The sequence below is a fragment of the Paenibacillus piscarius genome (assembly GCF_022234545.1).
GTDB lineage: Bacteria > Bacillota > Bacilli > Paenibacillales > Paenibacillaceae > Paenibacillus_AQ > Paenibacillus_AQ piscarius.
On record NZ_JAIEUI010000005.1, the window covers coordinates 220125 to 236030 of the forward strand.

The following is a 15906-nucleotide window of genomic DNA, read 5'->3' on the forward strand; positions in this document are numbered from 1 at the left end:
CTTGTAAATACTATCCTTAATTGCATTGTGACATATTTGTGAACTAATTTCAACAATATTGTGAAAATTATTTGACGAAATGTTCACATTTAGGCTGTTTGTGTTGCTGCGACCCGCTTGACTTCACCTCTTGTTGCACTTTATACAATAGATGAGCGCTAATAAGCCCCCGCCATATTCCTCAAGAGGAAATAGCGGAGGCTTATTCATATTACAAATATTAAGCTTACGCCCAGTCTCCATTCCGGAAGATCGGGTCTCTGGAGCCGTCATCGGTAATCCCGTCGATATTCATCTCCGGGGAGCCCATCATGAAGTCCACGTGAGTGAGACTCTGGTTCATCCCGCGCTCGGCGAGCTGTTCCTTCGTCATGTTGATGCCGTCCTGCAGGGTGAAGGCATAGGCAGCGCCGAGGGCAAGGTGGCATGAAGCATTCTCATCATAAAGTGTAGTGTAGTAGAGAATACCGCTCTCCGAGATTGGAGAGTGATACGGTACCAGTGCCACTTCACCGAAGTAGGCAGCGCCTTCGTCCATCGCCAGCAGGGAGCCGAGCGCTTCCTGGCCAACCTCTGCGGTGAAGTCCGTGACTTTACCGTTCTCCAGGGTCAGTGTGAAGCGGTCAATAATGTTCCCGCCGTAGCTGAGCGGCTTCGTGCTGCGGACCGTGCCGTTCGCACCGGTCTTCAGCGGAGCAGTGAACACTTCCTCGGTCGGAATGTTCGCCAGGAACGACATGCCGCGGCTGTTGACCGCGCCTGCTTGACACCAGATATGGCCTTCCGGCAGTTCTATCGTCAGATCGGTGCCCGGAGCTGTGTAGTGCAGCATGCGGTATTTCTTGGCGTTCAGCAGCTCACAGCGCTGCTTCAGGCCGGCCAGATGGACACTCCAGGCTTGCAACGGATTCTCCTGGTCGGCACGGACAGCCTTGAAGATGGCGTCCCAGAGCAAGTCAACCTGCTGCTCAGGCGCGGCGTCCGAGAACACTTTGGCGGCCCAGGATGGGGAAGGGAAGGCCAAGCCGCTCCAGCTGACGTGGTTGGCCATCAGCATCTCCCGGTAAGGGGCCATGGCCTGACCGGCTGTCTTTTGCTGATTCGCAATTCTGGCCGGATCAACGCCGTTAAGAAGGTCAGGATCGGCGGAGATGATCGTCAGGAAGGCAGCGCCGCCCCGGGCAAGATCCTCCAGCTCATCGGCCTGCCATTTCGGCGGCTCCAGGAAGCTCTCGGACGGCGCAAGATCATAACGGGTCCGGGTGACGAATTCATCGGAGTAATTCACCTTAACGAGCTTGGCTCCTGCTTCATAGGCTTGGCGGACAATCAGGCGTACCAGTTCCGCCGAGACGATGTCCGCATTAACCACGAGGGTCTGGCCGGGTTGAATATTTACGCCGATCTTGACAGCAAGCAGCGCGTAATTCTCCAGCTTTTGTGAGAAATTCAGCATGGGTTCAGCTCCAATCGTTATCTATTGAAAAACATTCGTCCAGGGAGCGTCAGAACGCCCAGTTGCCCTTCAGGAATACAGGCTCACGTGTACCGTCAGCCGTGATGCCGTAAATATCCATCGCTGCGGAGCCGATCATGAAATCGACATGGGTTACACTGTTGTTCAGGCCGCGGGCTGTCAGCTCGTCCTGATTCATCTCTTTGCCGCCTTCCAGGCAGAAGGCGTAGGCTGTACCAATTGCCAGATGGTTGGAGGCATTCTCATCAAACAGGGTGTTGAAGTAGAGGATTCCCGATTCGGAGATGGGGGACTGATGAGGAACAAGCGCGACTTCCCCAAGGTATTTGGCGCCTTCATCCAGGCTGATTAGATATTCGAGTGCTTCCTGGCCCTGCTCCGCGCTTACGCTGGTAATGCGGCCCTGCTCAAAGGTAATCGAGAAGCCGTCAATAATATTCCCGCCGTAGCTGAGCGGCTTCGTGCTTCTTACCGTTCCGTTCACGCCGGTCTTCTTCGGAGCCGTGAACACTTCCTCTGTAGGCATATTGGCGACAAAAGAATGGCCCTGCGCATTGATGCTGTCGCCCTGCGCCCATACATGACCTTCGGGCAGCTCAATGGTCAGGTCGGTTCCGGGCGCTATGTAATGCAGGCTGTGGTATTTCTTAGCGTTCAGGACATCCGCCTTCTGTTCAAGTGTGTCCAGATGCTCCTGCCACGCTGCAACCGGGTCTTCGCGGTCCAGCCGGACGGTATGGAAGATGGCTTCCCACAGCTTGCCTACACGCTCTTCTGCCGGAAGCTCTGGAAATACCTTGTCCGCCCATGGCTGGGAGGGAATGGCTACAATACTCCAGCTCACCTTATCGGACATTTGCAATTCACGGTATTTGGTTAGCGCAGCGCCCCGGGTTTTCTGGAAGTTCGCAATCCGTTCCGGATCAATGCCCTTGAGTGCATCGGGATTCTCGGCAATGACCGACAGGAAGGCTGCGCCGTTCTCGGCCAGCTCAGTCATCTCGCCTGCGAACCATGTGGGTGCTTTGGTGAATACTTCGGGTGCAGCATGTTCAAACTGCTGACGGGTCACGAATTCGTCACTCCAGTTCACCTTGACCTGGCTGGCGCCGATGGCATAAGCTTTGGCTGTAATCAGATGCACGAATTCAGCCGCAGTGATTGGGGCGTTCACGACCAGAATTTGACCCGGCTGAACATTTACACCGATTTGAACTGCCAAATCAGCGTATTTACCCAGCTTGGATTGATGCTCGGTTTCCGTCATTTTCAATTTCCTCCATTACCATAATTTTAGCTCTGAATCAGCATTGTATTAAATTATTAACCGCCGGATGAAAAAAGTCAATTAAAGCGCTAAAGTAAAGGAATTGCTTACATATCAATGTTATACTGGATGGTGTGGGCATGATCCGATGAAAGGAAGGAAAGAGGATGAATCTAGAAATCATCAAAGCCGAATTAAAGCGGGCGGAGGATCAAAGTTTCGTGGGACGAACGGTCTTTACAGTGGACAAGCACCATTCTCCTTACGAGATCACATTCTTCAGCACCCGCGGCACCGAATGGGATTACAGCCTGAGCTTCGCCGGCGAGCCGGGAAGTGAGGAGCAATTCCTGGAGGTCGATGCGCTGCTGGAGCAGGACGATGATCTGTACAATCAGCTGCTGGACGCCGCACTGGACACCCAGGAGCTTCCGGAAGAAGAGTAGTAAAATTAAAAGCGACCCCGTACCGGCAGGCAGCCTGGCAGTGCGGGATCGCTTTTTTGCTGTGATATCCTTATCCGATGGTGATGTTGCCTTCAGGATAGCGGTACAGCTCCTTGCTGCTCTTAGGCTTGAGCGCATAGGCCAGGGTAAGCGGGCCTGTCCGGCCCACGAACATCAGAATAATGACCAGGACCTTGCCGGCCGTCGTCAGCTCGGTGGTCAGGCCCATAGTGATTCCGGAGGTGCCGAAGGCCGAGACCGCCTCGAACAGAACGCTGAGGAAATCAGCGCGCTCCGTCACGGACAGCAGCATGGTAGATATGAGGACCAGCATCAGGGATAATAGCGTCATTGTAATCGCCCGGTAGACGTTCTCCTTCGAGATCCGGTGGCGGAACATGACGATATCCTCCTTGCCCCGGAGCTTGGCATAGACGGTACTGACCAGAATCGCGAAGGTCGTAATCTTGATTCCGCCGCCGGTGGAGCCGGGAGCGGCCCCGATGAACATCAGCAGGATCATCAGGAATTGGGTGGATTCCCGCAGCAGCGGAATCTCGATGGTTGTCACGCCGCCGGAGCGGGGCGTAATCGCCTGCAGGAACGAGGCCATAAGCTTGCCTCCGGCATGAAGCGGCTTCAGCGTGGAGTTCAGCTCCAGCCAGAAGAAGACGGCAGCCCCGATCAGGATCAATGCGGCTGAAGTAGACAGCACGACCTTGGAGTGGAGCGTGAGCCGCTTGCGCTTCGGATAATCAATTACATCCGCTAAGACGATGAAGCCGATTCCGCCGAGGAAAATCAGCAGCATCGAGGTAATATTCACCACCGGGTCTTCAACATACCGGGTCAGCCCGCTGAACGGCCCATGCACATCGCCGAACAGGTCAAAGCCCGCATTATTGAAGATCGATATACTATGGAACAATCCATAATAAATAGCCTTGCCTGCAGGCATATCCGCAAGGAATCGCAAGGCAAGCAGCAGGGCCCCGCTGAGCTGGATTACGAGGGAATAGATCAGAACGCGCCGGATCAGCTTCACAATCCCCTGCATGGAGTTCTGGTTCATCGACTCCTGCATAAGCAGCCGTTCCTTCAGCGAGATCCGCTTGTTCAGCACCAGCGTGATCAGCGTAGCCATGGTGACGAAGCCAAGGCCACCGAACTGGAACAGCACCAGCAGCACAATCTGGCCGAAGGTGGAGAGCTGGGTTCCCGTGTCGATGACGGCAAGTCCGGTTACACAGGTCGCTGAGGTAGCCATGAACAGCGCATCTATGAATGAGATACTTGCACCGGTGGAAGCGGCAGGCAAGGACAAGAGCAAGGTTCCGGCCGTGATCAGCAGGATGAAGCCCAGGGATAGGATTTTGGGCGGCGTCAGCCGGAGATGCCCAAAGAATAGGTTAGCCAAGTTCATTCTCCTGACAATGGGATAGGATCTGACAAGATTATAGCATATCTTATATTCCCGTCACCAAACAGGCAGGAAATTGGCGGATGGTATCGAATTGGTTACTGAACTTATCCCACAAACGCATCTATATAGAGGAGGCTATACTTGCTGTGACAAGTCCGATACGCAATCAGGTTGGCGCTGTCTTCATTCCGGTCAGTGATATTGAGAGGTCCAGAAGCTGGTATTGCAGCCTGCTTGGGCTGCCGAATGACGGTGAAGTATTATTCGGTCATCTGTATGAAGTGCCGATGAAGGGGCCGGGCATTGTGCTGGACAGCAAAATTTTCACAGCTGAGGCAGTGCTGAAGGTGCCATCCTTCCATCTGCTCACAGAGGATATCGATGCCGCCTATGATTATGTCAAAGCCAGCGGCGCTGAGATTCTGACCGATATTGAGAACGATCACTGGTTCAACTTCAAAGACCCGGACGGCAATGTGCTGATGATCTGCCGCTTAATCATTTAGTTAATAGGATTAATTATATTTATTAATGACATTAATAATATGCTGGAGGATGACTGATGATAAGGGAAGCCCGGCCAGAGGACGCTGCAAGGATAGAGACATTATACCGGATTCTATTGCCAGATTTGAAGAATATTTATGTATCCCCGCAAAGACTCAGTCAAATTGCTGATAATCCGGACAGTCTGCTGTTTGTCTATGAAGTAGATGGGGAAGTAGTCGGTACGGCGCATCTGCATTTGTGTATGGATGCGCTTAGTGGCGACCGGCCGTTTGGGGTGATAGAACGTGTTGTTATCGCCCCCGAGCATCGCGGCAAGGGAATCGGAGCTTCTATACTGCAATTCGCAGAAGAGGCAGCCTCAGCAAGAGGCGCACTTAAGGTGATGCTGTCCAGCAATAAAACCCGTAAGGACGCTCACCGGTTTTACGAGCGTCTGGGTTATGATGGGGAGGGAAGCAAGCTTTTCAAAAAATACATATCGCTTTAAAAGGACAAGAACAAAATCACCCAAGCGGGTGAAGGTTGCTGGCGTTGTTCTGAAGGGTTCGCGCTTTATGCTGGCGTTCCACTTAATTCTGGCCAATCCTTAGAATTTTCTCTGTCAACCGGCCCTTACAAGGGAGTGATTGTTGTACATTTTGCATGATTTCTTTATAAATGATGCTAGCTATGGAGCAGGGGGCCTTAATTTATCGCAGCAGCACCCTTTGTATTCAGTTTTTCGCATCCTAAACGATTAACAAAGGCGCTCCCCATTAACTCCTGGGAAGCGCCTTATTCATTGCAGACTATCTAAAAGCCTTACTCGCTGTGAACTGCTGAATCTTCTGCGGCCGGAAGATCAATCTTAATCTCGACCCGGCGGATGCGGTGGCGGTTCATCTCACGCGCCGTGAGGGTGACATGCTCGTAAGTCAGGCTTTTGCCGACAGCCGGTTCTTCCATATGGCTGTACAGCCATCCGCCGATGGTGGTGACTTCTTCATCATGGAAGTCAAGTCCGGTAAGCTCCTTGACCTCCAGCAGAGAGACATTGCCGTCGAACAGATAGTGAGTGTCGCTCAGCTTCTCCACATTTCTGCGCTCATCCTCGTCGAATTCGTCACGGATCTCGCCGACGATCTCTTCCAGGATGTCCTCAATGGTAATAAGGCCGGAGGTGCCGCCGTATTCGTCAAGCAGCAGGGCGATATGCACGCCTTCCTTCTGCATACGGGTCAGCAGGGTCTTCACCGGTGTAACCTCAGATACCGTCAACAGTGGCAGGATCAGGCTTTTGAAATCGAAATCCGGGTTGTTGTCATATTGCAGGTATAGCTGCTTGGTATTGATCATACCGACGATATTGTCTTTGCTGCCGTCTGCGACAGGGAATCGCGTATACTGCTCCTTGCGGATAATAGCGATATTCTCCTGCAGCGAATGATCGGTGAACAGGCAGACCATGTCGGTGCGGGGCACCATGATCTCCTTGGCCAGCATCTCATCAAAGGTGAAAATCCGGTTAACATAACCATATTCCGCTTTGTTGATTTTGCCGCTCTCATAGCTCTCGGACAGAATCAGGCGGATCTCGTCTTCGCTATGCGCATCGCCGTGTTCACTGGCAGGCTTCATGCCGAAGATACGGACGAGCAGGTTGGCGGAACCGTTCATGATCCAAATCAAAGGGTACAATATTCTGTAGAACCAAATAATCAGCGGTGCGGTAATTTGACCAATTTTCTCAGGAATATTAATAGCGGCGGTCTTCGGTGCAAGCTCTCCGACCACGACGTGGAGGAAGGTGGCGATGATGAAGGCTACACCAAAAGCAATGGGCTTGCTGACACTGTGCTCTATGCCAAAGAGATCAAACAGCGGAATGATCAGCTGTTCAAAGGCAGGCTCGGCCAATGCCCCGATTCCAAGTGCAGTAATGGTGATGCCGAGCTGGCAGGCGGACAAATATCCGTCCAGGTTAGCGGCTACCCGCTGTACCGCCAGTGCATTCTTCTTGCCGTCCAGCACCATCTGGCTGACCTGGCTGCCCCGCAATCTCACTACTGCAAACTCCGTCGCTACAAAAAATGCCGTTAAAATAATCAAAATTGCCACGAGCGTCAAACTAAGTCCTATACCCATATAATCTTTACCATCCCTTTCGTCCCTAAAATAGGTTATACTCATATTATGAGTTCATTTGAACCTATTGTACGAACTTTTGAGTGAAATATCAAATGGTGGAGGGTTGCCATCTATGGAAGCTTTTACACTCAGCCGGATAGAGATGTCCGGACTATTACTGTCCCTAAGCCCGAACTCAGAGCAGAAGCCGCTCCATATTCTGCAGGAAGCCTGGTCGAAGTTCCACCGTGACGAGGTGCGGGAGGGGACGAGCCTGCCGGCTTTTCTGTCGACCGATATTCCCCCGATTCTGCAGAAGCTGATCAAAGGCCGCACCGTCAAAGGCCTGTCGTTAGGTGAAATAGCCTCCCTCGGCAGTCTGATTGAGTATTCCACATTATCCGTGACGGCTATGCAGAATTGGGTGAAGCGGGATTTCAAGGAGTATCTCGGCTCGCCGCGTGAAGGCAAGAAATACTCTTTTAATCAGGCGGCACTGCTGTTTATTATTGACGATCTCAAGGCTGCTCTCGATTTCGAGAGTATCCGCCAGCTCTTCCGGGTGCTCTTCCTGGCGCCCGAGCGGGATGATGATGATCTGGTCGAGCCTGCGCAGCTGTATCACGGTTATGCTGAGCTATTCGAGGAGATCAAGACCCGGACCCCGATGCCGGTTCAGGCAGAGGCTATGGCTAAGGCCGGGAATCCGAAGGAATTCCTGTGGAAAGCGGACAGCGGAATCAGAGCGGCTATGGAACGCATGATGAAGCGGCTCAGCCATCTGACCAGGCCGCAGCGGGATGCGGTGCAGAATATGCTCCTGATCGCGGCGATCTCGGTGCAGACCTGTTATTTTCAGGCGATGGCCCGGCAATATTTCAATGCGGTGTTATTCCTTGATTTTTGAATCGGAGAGGGGCCTTTAGGAATGTTTAATCAAATGTCGCTGCTGCGCAGCAAGAAGCAGAGGAAGCTGCTCTTCAGTGCAGGTCTCAGCTGGATGTTCGATGCGATGGATGTTGGAATGATCTCGTTTGTGGTGGCGGCGCTGGCCAAGGAATGGATGCTCGGACCGGAAAGAATCGGCTATCTGACCAGTATCACTTCGTTAGGAATGGCCGTGGGTGCCGCTAGTGCCGGGATTCTGGCCGACCGCTTCGGCCGTAAATCCGTGCTGCTGTGGACACTGCTCATCTTCTCGATTGCCAGCGGCCTGTCGGCCTTCGCTGCAGGTTATATAATGTTATGTGTGCTGCGCTTCATTGCCGGCTTCGGCCTGGGCGGAGAGCTGCCGGTAGCCTCAACGCTGGTGTCGGAGAGTATGCCGGTGAAGGAGAGAGGCCGGGCGGTTGTGCTGCTGGAGAGCTTCTGGGCGTTGGGCTGGATTCTGTCGGCGCTGATCGCCTTCTTCGTGATCCCGGATTACGGCTGGCGGGTGGCCTTCGCGATCGGTGCGGTCCCGGCACTCTATGCGCTCTATCTGCGCAGAGCGATTGATGACTCGCCGAAGTTCGCAGAGATCAAGAAAGCTCCTCCAGTGCCTCTGAAGAAGCGTGTGGCGGCAGTCTGGTCGGCAGAGCACCGCCGTTCCACAATTATGTTGTGGGTGCTGTGGTTCACGGTGGTGTTCTCGTATTATGGGATGTTCTTGTGGCTGCCGACGGTCATGGTGCTTAAGGGCTTCAGTCTGGTCAAAAGCTTCGAGTATGTGCTGATCATGACGCTCGCCCAGCTTCCCGGTTACTTCACCGCCGCTTATTTCATCGAGAAATTCGGCCGGAAGTTCGTGCTGGTCATCTATTTGCTGCTGACAGCGGTCAGCGCGGCCTGGTTCGGGAATGCTACTACTGAAGGGATGCTGATGGCGGCTGGAATCTGCTTGTCCTTCTTCAACTTAGGCGCATGGGGCGGCATGTACGCTTATACACCTGAGCTGTATCCGACAACCATCCGTTCTACCGGGACGGGGCTGGCGACTTCTTTTGGACGGATCGGGGGAATTATCGCCCCTACGCTTGTCGGTGTGCTGGTCGGCCGTTCGGTTGGTATCAGCACGATCTTCATGTTATTCTTCGTGACAATTGTCATCGGCGCGCTTGCGGTGCTGTTCCTGGGCAAGGAGACGAAGGGGCTGGAGCTGGAGTAGAGGGTGTACAGACAAGTTATGTGCGATCTCCGCTATTGCAGCCCGCAGCGTGAATATAGTATATTCTTATGGAGACGCAAACGGACGTTCTTATGCAGGATCTTGAGGGGCCAGTCTCTCAAGGTCTTTTTTTGTGGATGGATCCCGGGTGGCGTGCGGGCGGATGTTGGCTTGTAGGGCGTAACGCAAGGGGCGGTTAGGATGCTAATTGGTTATGCGGACTAAAAGGCCGTTATTTGTTCAAAAAGCAGCTTCCTGGAGTGTGGGCGGACTGAGAAGCGCTTATATGCGGCGTTGGTATCTGAAATGAGGCGTCAGTGTGTAATTAAGCGATTCTGAGTCCGTTTGGTCAGCGTATTGGCTTGATTTGGTGCGAATAACGGAATCTCGGTCCGGCACAGCAGCGGCGGGGTTGAGATTAGGACTGGAACGGCTGCATCTGCTGCCTGGGGTATATGATATAATGTGGGAATTACGAAGACTGACGGGTGGGGCGATGAAGCATGGCTAAGGACAAGCAGGGGCTGCATTTCACGGAGCTGGTCTGGGAGAGCACGGAGCAGAATATGGCGGTACCGCCGCGCGGATCAGCCGGAGCGGATCAGCCGAAGCCTAAGGCAGCCGCAGCGCAGAAGAAAGCAGAGAAGTCAGCGGTTCAGCTTCAGCTATGGGATATGGAGGAGAGTACTGAGCCGGTAACGACTACGGAGAGCCAGTTCGTCCTGCGGGCCCGGGAGCTTGCGGACTATAAGGAGCCTGCGGCTTTGTTCGTCCCGTTCAAGAGCTATTGGCCGACCTACGGGCATATGACAGGGGCGCAGAGCCGCTGGTACTTTTTCTGGCGGGATGAGGTGCGGCAGGGGAGATACCCGAAGACGGATCTGTCTTATATTTTCCTGCATACGTATGAGTTGATTAACGGTGTCGGCTGGGATGAGCCGCTGGATGGATACCGGCAGCTCAGCCTCCTCTGGGAAGCCTACCGGGACAACTACAAGCGTCTGGATCAGTATCTTGGCGGGTGGCTGGCGGATTTCTCTTTTGTACATAAGCTGGATATGCCGCTCTCGGAGATTGTGGCCCGCTCGCGCGGACTGGCCGGAGACTTGGCGGAGCTGGAGCTGGTCCGCTGTCTGACATCCGCCCCGGACCAGCTGAGCATTGAGGTGCTGAGTGTCATGTCGGATTATGATATCAGTAAGTCAAAGTTCTATACCGGTGAAGGAAAAGCGGCCGCAGAGAAGTATATTCCCCAGGTGGTGGCCTTAATTGATGCCTATGTGTCGCGGAAGCACGGCTCCAATCTGATTACGATGTTCCCTCCTGGCCCGCCGGTGATGCGTGAGCGGTATTTGTTCCGCAGCGCCGTATACGATATCTCGCTGTATGGCTATTCTGTTCTTGTGCCTGTCGTGCGGATCAGCAAGTCGCCTCCGCTGCGCAGCCTGATTACCCGCCTGTTCCGGCTGACGGAGAACAAGCTGCGCGCGCTTCTGGGATACCGGGGAAGGCTGAAGGATATTAAGGTAGACGCGGATATGGACGAGCTGATTACCCGGTTCCTGGAACGTGAATTCCGCAAAGCAGAGCAGGAAGAGAAGGGACCGGCGGTGGTGATTGATCCGCAGAAGCTGGCACAGCTGGCGAATGACTCTGAGGTTGTTCGCTCGCTGCTGACGGTGGAAGAGTCTGAGGAGCTGGAGGGTGAAGGAGCGGGAGCAGAAATCCGGCATAATGAAGAGGTAAGAGTTGAAGCCTGGAATAATGAAGAGGCTGAAGCGGAGGCTCGGAATAATGAAGGAGTTAGCGCGGAAGCTTGGAATATATCGGAAGGACAAGGGGTGGTGGAGGCCAGCCTATCTGCCGCGGATAATGAAGCGGATGATTGGGTGATCTTCGCTTCTCTGCTGAGTCCGCTGCAGCGGGAGATTGTGCTTGCACTTGCCGAGCCAGACGGCGCAGCGAAGGCTGGACGGCTGGCGGCGGGAGCCGGAACGATGGCTGAACTGCTATATGATGAGATTAATGAGCTGGCCATGGACAGTCTGGGCGACCTGATTATCGACGGCGACGAGCTGACGGAAGAATGTATAATGATGCTTGACTATCTAAAGAGGTGAACACGCAATGAACTCACTCAAAATACCGAAGCGGATGACCACCGCACTCGTGAATTCCCTGACAGCGGGGGTTGTGCCGCGGATTGGCCTGGAGCACATCGCTGTTGGCCGCCGGCCGGAGGTGGAAGCGATTCTCCGTGATATGGACAATATCGCCGAGGGCGGAGCCGCCTTCAAGCTGATTACAGGCAAATTCGGCAGCGGCAAAAGCTTCCTGCTCCAGATCATCCGCAACTACGCGATGGACCGCGATTTTGTGGTCGCCGACGCCGACCTGTCGCCGGAGCGGCGCCTGGTCGGCACGAAGGGGCAGGGGCTGGCCACCTACCGTGAGCTGATGAGCCACCTCTCTACCAAGACCCGCCCGGATGGCGGGGCGCTGGAGATTATGCTGCAGAAGTGGATTATGACGCTCCAGCAGGCCGTAATGCAGGAGGAGGGCTACGGGCAAGGTGCGCCTGAGCTGGGCGGCCTTGTTGAGCAGCGCATCTATACTGTAGCCTCCGGGATGCGCGGGCTGGTGCATGGCTTCGACTTCGCCAAGGTGCTGGCTTCCTACTGGAACGGGCACCTGCTGGCGGATGACGGGCTGAAGCAGGATGCGCTGCGCTGGCTGCGCGGGGAGTTCCCGACCCGGACGGATGCGCGGAAGGCGCTGGGAGTCGGCGTTATCATTGACGATGACAATTGGTATGACTATATGAAGCTGTGGGCCGAATTCACCGGAGCGATCGGCTATAAGGGTCTGCTGCTGTTCATCGATGAAGGGGTCAACCTCTACAAGATTACCAACAGCATCTCCCGTCAGAGCAATTACGAGAAGCTGCTGACGATGTTCAACGATACAATGCAGGGCAAGGCGGAACGGCTTGGCATCTTCATCGGCGGGACCCCGCAGTTCGTAGAGGACCCCCGGCGCGGCTTGTTCAGCTATGAGGCCTTGCGCTCCCGGCTGGTGGCTGGCAGGTATGCTGAAGCCGGGCGGAACAACTTCACCGGGCCGATTATTGCGCTGGACATGCTCTCCCATGAGGAGATTCTGATTCTGCTCCAGAAGCTGCGGGACATTCACGCCCTGCATTATGGATATGAAGCGGCGTTGACTCAGGAACAGCTTGTGCATTTCATGGAAGAAGCGGTCAACCGGCTCGGCGCGGATGAGCTGCTTACCGCACGCGAGGTGGTGCGCGACTTCATGGACCTGCTTCATACGCTGCACCAGCATCAGGATGTATCCTTTGAGAAGCTGGTCGGGGAACGGACTTCGCGCCCTGCTGAGCCGAAGGACAATGAGAATGAACTGGATGGATTCCTGGCGGAGTTCGACCTATGAGCGATAACCCGTTCTACCGGCTGGCACCGTTCATTAAGGAATTCATCTACAAGAACCGCTGGGATACGCTGCGCGAGGCGCAGGTCGATGCCTGCCGCGTGCTGTTCGACACGCCGCATCATCTGCTGATTGCCTCGGGGACCGCTTCAGGCAAGACGGAGGCAGCGTTCTTCCCGGCGCTGACAGAGCTGTATGAGCGCCCCTCCGCCTCCGTTGGCATTCTGTATATCGCGCCGCTGAAAGCGCTGATTAACGACCAGTTCGCACGCCTGAACGATCTGCTGCGCGAGGGCAACATCCCAGTCTGGCACTGGCACGGGGATGTGCCGCAGGCGGATAAGACGAAGCTGATGCAGAACCCTTCCGGGGTGCTGCAGATCACCCCGGAATCGCTGGAGGGCCTGCTGATGAACCGCCCGAATGCGATTCCGGCGCTGTTCCATGACCTGCGCTTCATCATCATTGATGAAGTCCATGCGTTCATGGGTGCCGACCGCGGTATTCAGGTGCTGAGCCAGCTGGCGAGGATCTCGCGGATGGCGGGCTGTTATCCGCGGCGCGTCGGCCTCTCGGCGACCTTGAGCGACTACGCCTCCGTCACGGAGTGGCTGGCGGCAGGATCGCGCGAGAGCGTGGAGGTCAGCGCTCCGCAGGGCGGGCGCAAGCTGCGGCTGAGCGTGGAGCATTTCTCATTCCCGGATGCACGGAATGAGCAGGAGGCCGAGCACCTGGAGCAGGCGCGACAGGCGTATTACGGGTTCATCTACGATCACACGCATGTCAAGAAAGCGTTGATCTTCACGAATAGCCGCTCCGACGCCGAAGAGGCGATTCTGGAGATGCGGCGCATTGCCGCCAAGCGCAGCGAGCGGGATGTCTTCCATGTGCATCATGGAAGCATCTCCGCGATGCTGCGCGAGGAGACGGAGGCCGCGCTCAAGCAGGGCGCGGGGCCAGCTGTGGCGGCGGCGACGCTGACGCTGGAGCTTGGCATTGATCTGGGCGAGCTGGACCGGGTGCTGCAGCTCGGCGCGCCCTACAGCTGCGCGAGCTTCGTGCAGCGGCTGGGCCGTTCGGGGCGGCGCGGGGATGCCGCCTCGGAGATGGTCTTTGTCACGCCCGAGGAGGAGGACGAAGAGGCGCAGCTGCCCGCGCGGATGCCGTGGACGCTGCTGCGGGCCATTGCCGTGATTGAGCTGTATGTGCGCGAGAAATGGGTGGAACCGCTGGCTGTGCGCCAGCTGCCGGTAGGGCTGTTATACCATCAGACGATGAGCATCCTGAAGAGTATGGGGGAAGCGGAGCCGGAGGAGCTGAAGGAGGCGGTGCTGAGCCTGCCGTCCTTCCGGAGCATTGAGCCTGCGGACTATGATGCCTTCTTGGAATATATGCTGGGTATGGGGCATATTGAGAAGATGGATGAGGGCAGCCTCTTAATCGGCTTGGCCGGAGAGAAGATCGTCAACAATTTCCGTTTCTACGCCGTGTTCAAGGATGACGAAGAGCATGTCGTCTATAACGGCACCGAGGAGATCGGATCGATTACTACTGTACCGCCGCCCGGCTACTGCTTCACCCTGGCGGGTAAGCTCTGGAAGGTGGAAGAGGTCGACAACCGCCACAAGGCCGTCTATGTCAAAGGCTCACGCGGCAAAGTAGACACCTTATGGCTGGGTGCGGGTGGCGATGTTCATACCCGGATTATGACCAAGATCCGGGAGGTGCTTGGCTCTACGGTGCTGTATCCTTACCTTGCGCCAAGCGCTGCCGCCAGACTGGAACGGGCCCGGAGACTCGCGAAGGAGAGCGGCCTCTTAACTCGTCCGGTGCTGCCGGCCGGAGGAGACTCGATGTTCATCCTGCCGTGGGCCGGCAGCCGCCAGTTCCGAACCCTGGAACGCCTGCTGAAGAACAATCTGAAGGGTCCGCTGGACCTGCGCTCTGTCATGCCGATGGAGCCGTATTATATGGTCGTTGCAGGCAAGACAGAAGCCGAAGAGCTGGAGGAGGCGATCATCGCCGAAGCCACAGCAGCTACAGATGCCTTGGCGCTGCTTGGCCCGGATGAAGCCCCGTATCTCGGCAAATACGATGAGTTCATCCCGCATGACCTGCTGCGTAAGGCTTTTTCGCTCGACGGGCTGGATGTTCCCGGCCTGCTCAATGTAATCAAGCAGTGGAGGCAGCCGCCTGCACAGACGTAGAACAGTTTAGCCCTCTTTTGCGTGGATCGTAGAGAGGGCTTTGCTTGTTGTTTAGGGAATTATGATTCTCTTCTGACGTGGATAAGGTGTGCATATGAAAAACCGAAGACAATGGGCGAGCGGCGGGTGTGTGGGTCTAATGTATGTGAAAAACAGCATACATTGGGCTCGCTGAAGGCGTAGGGGTCAAATGTATGTGGAAAACAGTATACAATAGACTCGCTTAAGGCGCATGGGTCAGAATGTATGTGGAAAACAGCATACATTGGGCTCACTGAAGGCGCATGGGGCCAAATGTATGTGGAAAACAGTATACAATAGGCTCGCTGAAGGCGCGTGGAGCGAATGTATGCGACAGTCGATCCTATTGGGACCCGGCTGCCCTTTTTAACAACCCTAAACGAGGTGACAGAATAATGAGCTCCGCTCCACACGCAAGACTCGCAACCGCAACCGATGCTGAAGCGCTGTCCAGACTGAATCAGGAATTTAACGGCGGCGCACTAAGGCCTCCAGCGAAGATCATTGAGCATTTACATACCAACCGTAACGAGCTGATAGCCGTAGCGGAGCTGAACGGTGCTATCGTAGGTTTTGGCTGCGCCCAGAGCCTCTATTCCTTCTGCTATGATGAGCCTTTCGGTGAAATCAGTGAACTTTACGTAGAACAAGCTGCCCGTAGAAAAGGGGTGGCCCTCACCATTATGGACTGTCTGGAAGAGAACCTCCGGGAACGCGGAGTGACACACATTCGCATATTAACCGGAAGAAGGAACGCCGCCGCCATCAGCCTATATGAGCATTGCCATTATGTTCAAGACGATGAACAGTTACTGGAGAAACGGCTCCAATTATAACCATACCTAGAAAAAAC

Annotated in this window: 13 protein-coding genes; 9 read left to right on the forward strand and 4 right to left on the reverse strand. The window is 55.0% G+C overall.

What is annotated here, in order from left to right:
- Positions 1 to 226: 226 nt before the first annotated feature.
- Positions 227 to 1456 carry an aminopeptidase gene (locus tag K1558_RS11465; RefSeq protein ID WP_238651705.1) on the reverse strand — a complete coding sequence of 410 codons (1230 nt, stop codon included), beginning with the start codon at positions 1454 to 1456 and terminating at the stop codon, positions 227 to 229.
- A 49-nt stretch (positions 1457 to 1505) separates the two neighbouring features.
- Positions 1506 to 2744, reverse strand: a complete 1239-nt coding sequence (locus K1558_RS11470) for an aminopeptidase (protein ID WP_238651706.1) — start codon at positions 2742 to 2744, stop codon at positions 1506 to 1508.
- Positions 2745 to 2911: 167 nt separating this feature from the next.
- On the opposite strand from K1558_RS11470, the gene K1558_RS11475 reads away from it, so the two are divergent.
- A complete protein-coding gene (locus K1558_RS11475; protein ID WP_238651707.1) occupies positions 2912 to 3190 on the forward strand; it encodes a hypothetical protein in 279 nt (92 codons plus the stop codon).
- A 70-nt stretch (positions 3191 to 3260) separates the two neighbouring features.
- On the opposite strand, the gene K1558_RS11480 is transcribed toward K1558_RS11475, so the two are convergent.
- Positions 3261 to 4607 carry a TrkH family potassium uptake protein gene (locus K1558_RS11480; protein WP_238651708.1) on the reverse strand — a complete coding sequence of 449 codons (1347 nt, stop codon included), beginning with the start codon at positions 4605 to 4607 and terminating at the stop codon, positions 3261 to 3263.
- Between the two features lie 152 nt (positions 4608 to 4759).
- Here K1558_RS11480 and K1558_RS11485 point away from each other — a divergent pair, with 152 nt between their 5' ends.
- Both K1558_RS11485 and K1558_RS11490 read left to right on the forward strand, forming a co-directional pair.
- Positions 4760 to 5119, forward strand: a complete 360-nt coding sequence (locus tag K1558_RS11485) for a VOC family protein (protein WP_238651709.1) — start codon at positions 4760 to 4762, stop codon at positions 5117 to 5119.
- Between the two features lie 56 nt (positions 5120 to 5175).
- Positions 5176 to 5610, forward strand: coding sequence for a GNAT family N-acetyltransferase (locus tag K1558_RS11490; protein WP_238651710.1), 435 nt, complete (start codon positions 5176 to 5178; stop codon positions 5608 to 5610).
- A 314-nt stretch (positions 5611 to 5924) separates the two neighbouring features.
- Here K1558_RS11490 and K1558_RS11495 read toward each other — a convergent pair whose 3' ends face one another.
- Complete coding sequence (locus K1558_RS11495) at positions 5925 to 7247, reverse strand: hemolysin family protein (RefSeq protein WP_238651711.1); 1323 nt, start codon at positions 7245 to 7247, stop codon at positions 5925 to 5927.
- Positions 7248 to 7362: 115 nt separating this feature from the next.
- Here K1558_RS11495 and K1558_RS11500 point away from each other — a divergent pair, with 115 nt between their 5' ends.
- The 6 genes from K1558_RS11500 (at position 7363) to K1558_RS11525 (ending at position 15889) form a co-directional block, all read left to right on the forward strand.
- The gene (locus K1558_RS11500; protein ID WP_238651712.1) at positions 7363 to 8136 is read left to right on the forward strand and encodes a DUF1836 domain-containing protein; all 774 of its coding nucleotides are present in this window, start codon (positions 7363 to 7365) and stop codon (positions 8134 to 8136) included.
- Between the two features lie 21 nt (positions 8137 to 8157).
- Complete coding sequence (locus K1558_RS11505) at positions 8158 to 9375, forward strand: MFS transporter (protein WP_238651713.1); 1218 nt, start codon at positions 8158 to 8160, stop codon at positions 9373 to 9375.
- A gap of 503 nt (positions 9376 to 9878) precedes the next feature.
- On the forward strand, positions 9879 to 11495 hold the full coding sequence (locus tag K1558_RS11510) for a TerB N-terminal domain-containing protein (protein ID WP_238651714.1): 1617 nt from the start codon (positions 9879 to 9881) through the stop codon (positions 11493 to 11495).
- A gap of 7 nt (positions 11496 to 11502) precedes the next feature.
- On the forward strand, positions 11503 to 12828 hold the full coding sequence (locus K1558_RS11515; RefSeq protein WP_238651715.1) for an ATP-binding protein: 1326 nt from the start codon (positions 11503 to 11505) through the stop codon (positions 12826 to 12828).
- Complete coding sequence (locus tag K1558_RS11520; RefSeq protein WP_238651716.1) at positions 12825 to 15032, forward strand: DEAD/DEAH box helicase; 2208 nt, start codon at positions 12825 to 12827, stop codon at positions 15030 to 15032. The genes K1558_RS11515 and K1558_RS11520 overlap by 4 nt, the downstream gene beginning before the upstream one ends.
- A gap of 416 nt (positions 15033 to 15448) precedes the next feature.
- Positions 15449 to 15889: a GNAT family N-acetyltransferase gene (locus K1558_RS11525; RefSeq protein ID WP_238651717.1), complete on the forward strand. Its 441-nt coding sequence runs from the start codon at positions 15449 to 15451 to the stop codon at positions 15887 to 15889.
- Positions 15890 to 15906 lie beyond the last annotated feature (17 nt).

Excerpts from the sequence above, each read along its gene's own strand:
- K1558_RS11465 (WP_238651705.1), bottom strand. The coding sequence starts at position 1,456 with ATGCTGAATTTCTCACAAAAGCTGGAGAATTACGCGCTGCTTGCTGTC.
- K1558_RS11470 (WP_238651706.1), bottom strand. The coding sequence starts at position 2,744 with ATGACGGAAACCGAGCATCAATCCAAGCTGGGTAAATACGCTGATTTG.
- K1558_RS11475 (WP_238651707.1), top strand. The coding sequence starts at position 2,912 with ATGAATCTAGAAATCATCAAAGCCGAATTAAAGCGGGCGGAGGATCAA.
- K1558_RS11490 (WP_238651710.1), top strand. The coding sequence starts at position 5,176 with ATGATAAGGGAAGCCCGGCCAGAGGACGCTGCAAGGATAGAGACATTA.
- K1558_RS11495 (WP_238651711.1), bottom strand. The coding sequence starts at position 7,247 with ATGGGTATAGGACTTAGTTTGACGCTCGTGGCAATTTTGATTATTTTA.
- K1558_RS11500 (WP_238651712.1), top strand. The coding sequence starts at position 7,363 with ATGGAAGCTTTTACACTCAGCCGGATAGAGATGTCCGGACTATTACTG.
- K1558_RS11505 (WP_238651713.1), top strand. The coding sequence starts at position 8,158 with ATGTTTAATCAAATGTCGCTGCTGCGCAGCAAGAAGCAGAGGAAGCTG.
- K1558_RS11510 (WP_238651714.1), top strand. The coding sequence starts at position 9,879 with ATGGCTAAGGACAAGCAGGGGCTGCATTTCACGGAGCTGGTCTGGGAG.
- K1558_RS11515 (WP_238651715.1), top strand. The coding sequence starts at position 11,503 with ATGAACTCACTCAAAATACCGAAGCGGATGACCACCGCACTCGTGAAT.
- K1558_RS11520 (WP_238651716.1), top strand. The coding sequence starts at position 12,825 with ATGAGCGATAACCCGTTCTACCGGCTGGCACCGTTCATTAAGGAATTC.
- K1558_RS11525 (WP_238651717.1), top strand. The coding sequence starts at position 15,449 with ATGAGCTCCGCTCCACACGCAAGACTCGCAACCGCAACCGATGCTGAA.